The 13,047-nt window shown below is 36.9% G+C and carries 3 protein-coding genes; 2 read left to right on the forward strand and 1 reads right to left on the reverse strand.

Annotation, left to right across the window (positions count from 1 at the left end):
* Nucleotides 1–265 precede the first annotated feature (265 nt).
* Complete coding sequence (locus JOOMADRAFT_RS14970; protein WP_008614812.1) at nt 266–1,834, reverse strand: M28 family peptidase; 1,569 nt, start codon at nt 1,832–1,834, stop codon at nt 266–268.
* A gap of 291 nt (nt 1,835–2,125) precedes the next feature.
* On the opposite strand from JOOMADRAFT_RS14970, the gene JOOMADRAFT_RS14975 reads away from it, so the two are divergent.
* The gene (locus tag JOOMADRAFT_RS14975; protein ID WP_008614813.1) at nt 2,126–3,493 is read left to right on the forward strand and encodes a PKD domain-containing protein; all 1,368 of its coding nucleotides are present in this window, start codon (nt 2,126–2,128) and stop codon (nt 3,491–3,493) included.
* Complete coding sequence (locus tag JOOMADRAFT_RS14980; protein WP_008614814.1) at nt 3,480–13,022, forward strand: T9SS C-terminal target domain-containing protein; 9,543 nt, start codon at nt 3,480–3,482, stop codon at nt 13,020–13,022. The genes JOOMADRAFT_RS14975 and JOOMADRAFT_RS14980 overlap by 14 nt, the downstream gene beginning before the upstream one ends.
* Nucleotides 13,023–13,047 lie beyond the last annotated feature (25 nt).

Raw genomic sequence — 13,047 nt, forward strand, 5'->3', positions numbered from 1 at the left:
TTATATATTTCGAGGGATTGCTCTTTGATAATTTCAGAGCAGGCTTTAAAAAATAATCTTTTGAAGAATAAAAAAACCTGAGCAAGAATTGCTCAGGTTTTTTTTATAGATTTTGCAAAGTATTAAAAACTTGTGCTTAGTTATATCAACTACCTCAAGACTAGCCTACAAGGTATTCAAAAGGGAATAATTTAGTCCATTTCGACGTAGAACCCTTCAAGATACTCAGGACAGGCTCTGGGGAATAAAACCCTCAATGAGGGGTTTATTTAGTTGGAACTGCTTTATCAACTACAATTCTTTCTGGTCTATTTGCTACTTCCCAAGCTGTTTGGAACACCAATTTAGCTCTGTTAGCTAATAAATCGTAATTTATTTTATCTGGAGTATCAGATATTTTATGATAATCTGCATGCGTACCGTTGAAATAAAAGATAATAGGCACATTGTGTTTAGCAAAATTATAATGATCACTTCTGTAGTAAAAACGATTTGGATCGTTCTCGTCGTTATAGGTGTAATCTAATTCTATATTAGCATATTTTTTATTTACTTCTTCAGAAATCTCATGTAGCTCAGTACTTAATTTATCAGAACCAATTAAATAAATGTAATTTCTATCGCCTTCTCTTTTAGGATCAATTCTACCAATCATATCAATATTTAAATCGGCAACTGTATTTTCTAAAGGAAATATTGGGTGTTCAGAGTAATATTCAGAACCTAATAATCCTTTTTCTTCTCCAGTAACATGTAAAAATAAAATAGAGCGTTCAGGGCCATTTCCTTCATTTGCAGCTTTTTTAAAGGCTTCAGCAATTTCAAGAATGGCAACAGTTCCACTTCCATCATCATCGGCACCATTAAATACATTTCCATCGGCATCCACTCCCACATGGTCTAAATGTGCAGAGATAACTAGGTATTCATTTGGTTTACTTTTACCTTTAATTAGTGCGGCAACATTTTCAGAAGAAATTTCTTTTGTAGCGTTTTCAACATTTAATTTAATAGTTTCGTCTAAAGATTTAGCTTTAACTTCTGTATCAACGTTATTATAGATTTTTGTAGCTACCTCTTTATTAACAAATAGGGCAGCTATTTTTTTAGCATCGCTTTTTAGGCTCATTTGTCCGCCACCATTTGATTCAAGAGAATGTTGGTATCTTCTAATAGCACGATCGTAAAAAGCATCATCATAATAAATAACTCCTTCCGCACCTTTTTCAGTAGCAATTTCAATTCTTTTAGAAAGCGTTTCTCTCCAATTAGACCAAACTCCTGGTTCTTTTGTTCCCGTTAAAATATAGTTGCCATCGTCTGTTTTTGGCTCTCCTATTTTAATTAGGATATATTTACCTTTTACATCAATATTTTTATAATCTGAATATTTTTCGGTATCAATTCCATATCCAGCATATACAATATCATAATCTTTGCTAGCCACCGAGGAAAAAGTTATAACTCCTTCTCCTAAATTAAAATTGTTATTTCCAATAGTTACAGCTCCAGTAGGAACACCACTAACTTCAAGAGGTACATTTTGGAAGTAGTTGCCATTACCTTGAGCAGCAGGAATTCCTAGTGTTTCATATTCCTTTTTTAAATATTCAACAGCTTTTTTCTGTCCTTCATCTCCTGTATTTCTACCTTCAAATTCATCTGAAGCATAGGTGTACAAATGCTCTTTTAATTCGCCTTCAGTAATAGTGTTTGCATAAGTAACTCGGTCAGATTTTTCCGTAGTATTACTGTTTGAGTTAGTGCTAACATTTTGTTGTGCACTATTACATGCAAAAGCGAAGAAAAGCCCTGCGTATAGAATTTTTTTCATTGTAAGTAATTGTTAAACGTTGATTTTTTTCAAATATAGGCAGGACAAAGAAATAAAAAGTTGATTTTTATTATAATTAGATGTTAAAATTATTTAAATTTATGATGAATAAGATTTTCCCTTCCCCTGAACATATTTTTGATTATTAAAATAATTAATTAATAATTGATAGTTTTCTATATTTTGTAGTTTAATATCACATTGTTTGCAAGAAAATATTTTTTTTATTTATTTTTACTGCTTATCAAGTTAACTATCAGTACTTATAACTAACAGGTCAATATAATCTACATGGTTAAATATTACTCTTCTTTTTTGTCTTTAATTTCAGTATCCTATAAAACGTATAGTAAACATTTTAAACTTCAAGGGAAACTATGTGTTTTATTAGTTTTATTTTTATGTGTATTTACTGCAAATGCTCAAGATTGTAGTGTTAATGCAGGAATTGATGAGACTATTTGTGGGGATATAACTTCTTTTGAACTTTCTGGTTCTACTGCAGGAAATTTAAATAGTAATGCTGTTTGGAGTCAGGTAAGCGGATCTGCAGTTACTATTGAAGATCCAAATAATTTAGAAACGGCCATTACAGGGATGATAGGTGGGAACACTTATACTTTTAGGTTGAGTGCTATGTGTAGGGATGGTGTTTCCGTTTTTCAAGATGTTACTATAACTGTAGAACCTATTACTATAGCTAATGCTGGTACAGATATTACTTCTTGTCCTGATAGTTCTGGAGGGGTGCTTATTACAGGAAATACGCCTTCAAATGCAGGAGAAACAGGGGTGTGGAGTATTATAGGTAATAATGGTGCTGGGGTTACTATTAATAATGCTACTGCTCCTAGTACAACGTTAGATTTGTCTCAAGGTTCTGCTGGAACTACCACGTTGCGGTGGACTATTAGTGGTCCAGAATATGCTCCTGGTCTTAGATGTGAGACTTATGATGAAATTACCATTACAAATTATGGAGGTGTAGAACCAGTTGATGCTGGTCCGGATCAAATTTTAAATAGTTGTTATACTGTATCTCAATCTACTAATTTAAACGGAAGTTTTGCAGGAAATGGAACAGGAGGACAGCAGGGTACATGGACATTTGTAACTGGTACTCGTGAGCCTACTATTGTAAATCCGAACGATAATAATACACAAGTTACTGGATTGTTTGAAGGGACTTATGTATTTCGTTGGACTGTTTCTGGGCCATGTGTAAATGGTTCCGATACGGTAACAATAACTGTTGATGGAGCTTCTCAAGATGTTACACAAGCTACTGTTCAAAATGGGAATCAAGTATTTTGTAATTCTAGTGTAACACAAACTACCTTGGTAGGGAACGAACCTGATTATGCAGGAGAAACAGTATTATGGACACAAACAAGCGGTCCACCAGCCACTATTTCTAATCCAAATAGTTCTACTACGGCAGTAACTGGTCTGTCTTATAATAATACCTATCAATTCAATTATACTATTATAAATGAAGAAACAGGGTGTTCTACATCTAGTAATGTAAGGGTTAGTTATAGCGATAATAACTTAGCTATAGAAGTGAATAACGGAATGGATATTATTGGAGAATGTGGTATGGAAACTATAAGTATTCCATTTGCCACAACAGGTAATGGTGTAAATGAATATTGTTAGTGGTCCGCCATCAGCTTTCTCATATCCAACCGCATATCAAAGTTTTCCGAATTCATCACCTTTAGAAATAACTTTTGAACAATCAGGATCGTATGTGTTGTCTTTTAGAAGAAGAGTTACGGGAGATATTCTTTCAGAATGTGATGTAGCTACTGATGAAATAAATGTTACGATCTCTAAGGCACCAACACCTGCCAATGGAGGGACAAATCAAACTTTAGCATGCGGTATAACTGAAACTGAACTTACGGGAAATAATGTAGATTCAGGAGAATCTGTTTGGACACAACTTACAGGGCCTAGTACGGCAAATTTTGTGAATCCCTTTGATAGGGTAACTTCTGTAACGGGTTTAGTTCCTGGTATTTATGTGTTTAGATATACGGTGAATACAGCTGGCGGGGCTTGTAATCCAGATAAAACGTTACAATCTGATGTGAGGGTAACTGTATCGGATGAAATTGTAGATGGAGATGTTGATGCAGGGGCAGATCAATTAGATTTATGTACAGGAATAGAAGTGCAAATGGCAGGGAGTACTCCTGTGGATGGACAAACAGGAACGTGGTCTCAAGTAGCCGATGGAGCCCCTCAAACAGTTGTTTTTGAAGATGCAAATGACCCAAATACCATAGCTACAGGTTTTGATGATGAAAACGTTATTTATACATTACAATGGACAGTAGAAAATACGACATCCGATTGTTCTTCAATAGGAAGTGATGAAGTGGTTATAAGTACTTCTGATTCCGCAGGACCAACAGAAGCAGAAGCAGGAGACGACCGTTGTTATGCTTCTGGTACCACAGAAATTTCTTTAGAAGGAAATACTCCAGCATTAATAGAAACAGGTTTGTGGACAGTTTCTCCAGCTGGCCCTGTTATAGCAGATGTAAACGATCCAAATACGTCTGTTACAATTCCAGCAGATGGCGAATATACTTTTACATGGACTATAAGTAGAATTAATGGTTGTACACCTACTGAAGATTCTGTTTCTATTGTAATTGATGGAGAGGCAACTGCCAATGCAGGTCCCGACCAAACGGCTTGTGCTAGTACTTTTACAATGACTGCTACTTCTTCAAATGGGGTAGGAGAATGGACACAAATAATTGGGCCAGGAGGCTATACTATTACAGATCCAACAAATCCAACAACAGATATTAATTTTACATATTCTGGAACTTATATTTTTGAATGGACGGTGAGTGCTGGTCAATGTTCTACAGCTAGCGATCAAGTAACGCTAAATGTGGGAATTCCTTCAACTATAGCTAATGCAGGACCGGATCAATCTATTTGTGATGGAGGAAACACCATAACTTTAGCGGCAAATAGTTACGATACAAATACAGAAACAGGAACTTGGACTGTAGGGCCAGGGGGGCGTAATACTCCTGTTATTACAGACCCAACCAATCCAAATACCACAGTAACAAATTTATTAACAGGAACCTATACATTTATATGGTCTATTAAAGGCGACCCTAATTGTGAGGCCAGTACAGATGAAGTTCAAGTTACCATAGGGACTCCCGCCAATGCAGGGCCAGATCAAAACTTATGTAATGCCACCAATGTATTCCTTCAAGCAGAAGAAGGCTCTACTGGAACATGGTCTCAGGTGTCTTCTACAGGAACAAATGCTGTTATAAATCAGAGTCCTACAAATAGTAATATTGCCAATGCACAAATAGAACCGGGAGCCGATTATGTATTTCGTTTTACTACAGATAGTCCAGGGTGTATTACTTCGGATGATGTAACTATAATAAATACAGGGTCACCAGAGTTTCCTCCAGTAGCAGGACCAGATCAAGAATTATGTCGAGCAGACCTTCAACCTGTCAATACATATACATTAAATGGAAATGTCCCTCCAGCAGGAATAACCGCAGAATGGAGAATAGCTTATCAACCAGATGGTGGTGTTGCTACTATTACAGACCCATCATCACCAACTACAACTATTACAGGATTGGATGTTGCAGGGTTTTATATTCTTGAGTGGAATTTTAGTGCAGGAAATTGTACAACCGAATCAGATGTAGTACGTTTAGTAGTATATCCAGAACCATCTCAAGCAGATGCGGGGCCAGACCAAACAAACGCATGTATATTAACCGCTCAAATGAGTGCTGTAACTCCAACAGCAGGGGTAGGGAGCTGGAGTTTTGAAACAGACCCTTCTGGAGGCGATGCTATTATTGATAGTCCAAATTCTCCAACTACCACGCTTTCAAATATTACAGCATTAGGAACGTATACATTAAAATGGACCGTTTCTACGGGACCTTATCAAGCGCCATCTGCTTGCGCACCAACAGAAGATACAGTAGCTGTAACCTTTACAGATGATCCGCCTATCGTTGCAGATGCAGGTGCAGATCAAGAAATTTGTTTAGTAGCTCCAGCAACAAGCACAACCACTACTTTGGATGCAGGAGATATTCCTAGTGGTGATGCAACCGTAGGAACATGGTCGGTGGTAAGTGGTCCAAATACGCCAACTTTTGGAAATGTTAATAACCCTAATTCTACCTTGTTAGATTTAGTGGCTGGAGATTATGAATTGATGTGGACTACAGAGAAAGGAGGTTGTAGTGATATGGATAGCATGCTAATTAAAGTATTTGCAAGTCCAACAACTGCAGAAGCTGGACCTAACCAAACAATTGCAGAGTTTACTCCGTTAATTATGGCAGGAAATACACCTACAGTTGGGCAAGGAACATGGGCAATGGTTTCTGGACCTACGGCGGCTGTTTTTACAAATCCAGCAAATCCTTCAACATCGGTGGCGAATGTTTCTAAAGGGACTTATTATTTTTCTTGGACAATTTCTAACGGGGTTTGTACACAATCTACAGATGTTGTTAGAGTAGATATTATTGGAAGTGCCGATTTAGAGATTACCAAAACTGCAAATCCTACAACAGCTTCACCTGGAGATGTGGTTACCTTTACTATTGATGTATTTAATAATGATGCCACAGGAACTTCAGATGCTACAGGAATATCTGTTGCAGATTTAATTCCTAACGGATATACATTTGTGCCAAATTCAGCAACAAATGGAGGGATATATTACTCTGGGAATTTAGCAATACTTTGGGAAGATCTTGAAGTTGCGTTAGGACAAACAGTAACCTTAGAGTTTCAGGCTACTGTAAACAAAACAGGAAACTATGAAAATAGAGCCCTAATTACTGCGTCAGATCAAATAGATCCCGATAGTGACCCTGTTACTGGCTTTAATACAGACGATTTAAATGATGGTATAGCCGACGATGATGAGGATTCAGTTTTAGTAACGGTAGAATCAGCCGACCTAGAATTAACAAAATCTGCCAATGTTACCGAAGCTAATATTGGAGAAGAAGTAACTTTTCGTCTAAACCTTGTAAATAATGGACCTGGAGATGCTTCAAATATTAGCGTTAAAGATACTATTCCAGATGGCTATACTTTTGTTACGGGTTCAGCAACAAATAATGGACAATACAATACAGGAGATAATTCTATTACTTGGAATAATATTAGTTTGAATAGTGGATTTACTAGTTCCTTAATTTATAGAGCTATGCCTAATGCTACTGGAACTAATTATACCAATGTTGCAGAAATAACAAATTCTAGTAATAATGATCCTGATAGCGATCCAAGCTCAAGTACCGATGAAGACGATTTAAATGATGGGATAGCAGATGATGATGAAGTTGAATTAACAGTTCCTATTTCACAAACAGATTTATCGTTATCTAAAACGGTAAGTAATGCCAACCCAAATGTAGGCGATGTAGTAACTTTTAACTTATCTGTTACTAATGAGAGTACAACAGCGGCAACCAATGTTGCTGTACAAGATTATGTGCCAGCAGGATTTACCATTGTTTCGGTAGATGCCAATGCTTCCTACATAGGAAGTATAGTTACTTGGACAGGGTTTAATGTCCCAGCTGGAGGAACGGTTTCAGGTTCGTTTACTGCTGAAGTTTTAGCTCCAAGAGGAACTGTAAACGAATATGTAAATACAGCGCAAATAACAGCAATGGATCAGGTGGATATAGACTCTACACCTAATAACGATGATGGAGATCAAAGTGAAGATGATGAAGATAGTATAGAAATTACCCCAGCATCTGCAGATTTAAGTATTGCTAAAACTGTAGATAACTCAACCCCAAATATAGGGCAGATAGTAACTTTTACTATTGAGGTGAGTAACAATGGCCCTAATGATGCTACAGGAGTAGAGATAAGAGATTTAGTACCTTCGGGTTATACAGCACTAACCGCAAATCAAGGAGGAGTAATTAGTGGTAGTACAATTATATGGAATGGTTTAACTGTACTTTCAGGAGATGTAGTTGAGTTAGAATATACAGCTACTGTAGAAGCAGGGAATGGTTCCTTAGCAGCACACGTAAACGTAGTACAGGTTACTGCAAGCGATCAATACGATCCAGATTCTACTCCTGGGAATAATAATCCAACTGAAGATGATTTTGCACTAGCAAGTACAACACCTCAAAATATTGTTGATATTGAAGTAACTAAAATATCAGATGTACAAACAGTAACAGATGGAGACACTGTAACATTTACTATTTCTGTTACTAATAATGGTCCTGGAGATGCTACGAGTGTAGTTATTGAGGATCGTATGGGCGATAATTTTACATATCAATCGGATGTAGCTTCAACAGGACTTTATACGGATGGAAGTCCTGGAACATGGGTAGTAGGGAATTTAGCAGCAGGGGCAACCGAAACATTATCAATAGAAACATTAATTGTAACTACAGGATCAGGAGATTTTACAAATGTAGCTGAGCTAGTAGATTTAGATGAAACAGATGCAGATTCTACACCAAATAATAATGTAGCTACAGAAGATGATCAAGACGGAGTAGATTTAGATGCTATTTTAATCTCCGATTTAAGTTTAACTAAAACAGTTAATGTAACTGAACAAGAGGTTGGAGAGAATGTAATTTTCTCGATTACGGTAACTAATGACGGACCTAACACTACTTCTGGAGTTATTATTAATGATTTATTACCTAGCGGATATACCTATGTTGGATCTACTGTTACGGAAGGTGCGTATGACCCAATATCTGGAAATTGGACGATGTCAAGTCCTCTTGGAGTTGGAGAAGTTGATAATTTACAAATTGTTGCTACTGTTAATCCATCAGGAGATTATCTAAATCAAGCAGAAATTACCGCCTCGGCAAATGATGATCCAGATTCAGATGTTTCTGTAAGTTTTGATACAGACGATTTAGGAGATGGTATTGCAGATGATGATGAAGCTGAAGCCGAAGTAACTCCAATTCCGCAAATCGATTTATCGCTAACCAAAGCAGTAGACAACACTACTCCAAATATTGGAGAGGAAGTTATGTTTACTATCAATGTAACCAATGATGGACCTAGTGAGGCTACCAATGTAGAGGTTAAAGATTTATTGCCTGCTGGTTTGGAATATGTATCAGATAATAGTGGAGGAACTTATGATGAAACAACAGGGATTTGGACGGTTGGAAATATCTCGGTAAGTGGAACTTCAACTCTTGAGATTACTGCTAAAGTATTACTGTATGACGATACTCAACCAATTCCGCTTGATAATTATTTAAATGTAGCCGAGGTTTTTAGTGCCGATGAAGAAGATACGGATTCCACTCCAAACAATGCGGAAGATTCAGAAGACGATCAAGCAGAGGTACAGATAACTCCGAATCCAACACAAATTGACCTTTCAGTAACTAAAACAGTAGATGAAGAGTTTCCAATTGTTGGAGACAATGTTGTCTTTACAATAACTGTTACAAATAGTGGTCCGCAGGACGCAACTGGAGTGATTGTTTCAGATAAATTAAACCAACCAGGATTCGCGTATCTAACTTATACAGCAACTACGGGAACTAATACATATATACCTAATTCAGGCGCATGGAATGTAGGGGATTTAGCAGTTGGAGTTACAGCAACCTTAACTATTACAGCTACGGTTGAAGCCACAGGTTCTTATGTAAACACAGCACAAGTAACTGGTCAAGATCAATTGGATCCAAATTCTGAGCCTTCTAATAATGATCCTACTGAAGACGATTATGCCACCGTTGTTGTAACTCCTCAATTTCCAGCAGATTTGGTATTGACAAAATCTGTAAGTCCTTCCACTCAAGATGTAGGTGGACTGGTTAGTTTTACAATTAAAGTTACTAATAACGGACCCGCAATAGCTAGTGGGGTACAAGTAACCGATTTATTACCTAGTGGTTATACGCTTGTAGGTGTTAATGGCGATGGTAATTATGATACCACTACAGGAGTTTGGACAATAGGACGAGATATTCCTGTGGGAGCAGAAGTAAATGGATTAGTAGTAGCTAGAGTAAATGCAACGGGAGATTATTTAAATGTTGCTGAAATTACAGCTGCAGATCAAACAGATCCAGATACTACAAATAATACAGATGATGCAGAGGTTACGCCTAATACGTTAATCGATCTTTCTTTAGATAAATTAGTGAGTAAATTATTGCCAGATGTAGGTGAGACTATCAATTTTACTTTGGCATTAAGTAATGATGGACCAAATGAAGCCACAAATATAGAAGTTACCGACGCCTTACCAAGTGGGTATACTTTTGTTTCTTCTTCTGGAGACGGAACTTATAATAATGGTACGGGAGTTTGGAGCTTACCAAATCTTGGTGCAGGGGAAACAGTTTTTCTTCAGCTTAATGTTACAGTAAATTCTACAGGAACTTATTTAAATACTGCTGAGGTTACAGCTGTGGATCAAGAAGATGTTGACTCGCAGCCTGCAGATGGCACGGGAGACGATTTTGGTCAAATGGCTGTTGTTCCTCGTAGACCTACAGATATAGAAGTAGTAAAAACAGTTGATGATGATACTCCTGGAATTGGGGATGTAATTAATTATACCATCTCTGTTTTAAATAATTCTAATAGTGGTGCTAATATTAGTGACGCTACAGGAATTGTAGTAAGAGATATTCTTCCTTCAGGATTAAGTTTTGAAAGTGCAAGTGCTTCTGTAGGAACTTATGATGAGTCGGTAGGAACATGGAATATTGGCGATTTAGCCAATGGAGCTACGGTAACATTAACTATATCAGCAAGAGTAAGGGCACTTGGAAATTATACCAACACGGCCGAATTAATTGCTGCCGATGCCCCAGATCCAGATTCAACACCTGGAAATGGAGTGGAAACTGAAGACGATCAATCTACTGTAACGGTAATTCCTGTGGCTAATGCCGATTTAATGTTAACTAAAACAGTAGGAAATGCAACTCCAAATGTGGGAGATCCTATTCAGTTTATTCTTACTGTAGATAATCAAGGGCCTGGTATTGCAACAGGAGTTCAAGTAACCGATATGTTACCAAGTGGATTTACCTATATTGGAAGTACTTCTACTAATGGAAATTATGATGCGGCAACTGGAGTATGGAACATAAATACACCTATACTTTCAGGTGGTAGTCAGACACTCACCCTTATAGCACGTGTAAATGCTTCAACTGGAGCTACAGATGAATATTTAAATACTTCAGAAATAACAGCTTCAGATAATACAGATCCAGATTCTACTCCGAATAATGGAGATGTTTCTGAGGATGATTATTCAGAAGTACTGGTAACTCCAGCATCAATAATAGATCTTTCTCTTGAAAAAGAAGTGAATGTGTTACGTCCAGATACTGGAGATGAGATTGTATTTACGTTAACTTTAGAAAATGCAGGACCAAGTACAGCAACAGGGGTTCAAATAACCGATATGCTCCCAGATGGATATACGTATGTTTCCGATAATAGTGCAGGTTTATATGATCCTACTACTGGAATCTGGAATGTAGGAACTTTAACAAGTGGTGCTTCAATAATTATGAATATTACAGTGAGTGTTAATTCTACCGGAAACTATTTAAATAGTGCTGAGGTAACTGCTGCTAATGAAACTGATGCCGACTCAACACCTGCTAATGGTGATGATAATGAGGACGATCAAGATGAAGCACAGACTTTACCACGTGTAACGGTAGATATTGAAGTAGAAAAAACAGTTAACATTCAAGAGCCACAAACTGGGGATGAGATTGTTTTTACTATTATAACACTTAATAACGGTCCGAGTGATGCTACTGGAGTGGTAGTTAACGATTTACTACCTTCTGGATATCAATTTGTAAGCGCTACAACTACTGCAGGAACTTATAATGAGGTAACCGGAGGATGGAATATTGGTAGTTTACCAAGTAATGATATTGTTACACTGGAGGTTACCGCAACTGTACAGGAAAGTGGTTTGTATGCTAATACTGCTGAATTGGTAGGTTTAGATCAAACGGATTCAGATTCTACTCCTAATAATAATGCAGAAGAGGATGACCAATCAACTGTAAGTCCGTTCCCTACGGGTCTTGCCGATTTATCTCTAACAAAAGAAGTTGATAATGCGAGTCCGAATGTAGGAGAAGTTATTCGCTTTACACTTCACCTTCAAAATAGTGGAGATAATGATGCAACTGGGGTGGAAGTAACAGACTTACTCCCAGCTGGATTTACTTTTGAATCTTATTTTGCTACAGCAGGGGTTTATAATGAAACTACTGGAATCTGGAGTTTAAACAATATTATTTCAGACGGAGAAACAGAAACACTAACTATTAGAGCTATTGTAGAAGCCCCAACTGGAAATGTAGAAGACTTTACTAATAGAGCGGAGATTACAGCTAGTGATGTTGACGATCCTGATAGCGACCCGAATACAAGTTTTGATACAGATGATTTAAATGATGGTATTCCAGATGACGATGAGGCTAGTGTGGTAGTAAATGCAATGAGTGTAGATATTGGACTAGAAAAATCTGTTGATAAAATGAAGCCAAGTATAGGAGCTAACGTTACTTTTACTATAACAGCTACTAATTTAAGTTCTACTGAAGCCACTAATATTGGTATTGAAGATAATTTACCAAGCGGATATGAGTTTGTTAGTGCTACAACAACTTCTGGAAGTTATAATGAAACTACTGGAATTTGGAGCATTAGTTCACTTGCTGGAAACACAAATACAACTCTTGAGATAATTTCTAAAGTATTGGATGTTAACGATTATGTAAACATTGTATCCTTGGCTTATTTAGATCAATTAGATATCAATCCAGAAAACGATAGCGCACAAGCAACTATAGATCCTAATTGTTTAACTATTTACAATGAGTTTTCTCCAAATGGGGATGGTGTAAACGATTTCTTCTATATAGATTGTATTAATAATTACCCAGGAAACCGTTTAGAAGTTTATAACCGTTGGGGAAGTTTAGTACATGCAGAAGATGGTTATAACAACGATTGGGATGGAACTACCGATGGAAAATCTACCGATAAAGTATTACCATTAGGGACATACTATTATATTTTAGATTTAAAAGATGGTTCGGAACCCTTAACAGGATGGTTATATATTAACAAGTAGATAAAGAATAATTAGATGCCTAATA

It is taken from the genome of Galbibacter orientalis DSM 19592 (assembly GCF_000260115.1).
Taxonomy (GTDB): domain Bacteria; phylum Bacteroidota; class Bacteroidia; order Flavobacteriales; family Flavobacteriaceae; genus Galbibacter; species Galbibacter orientalis.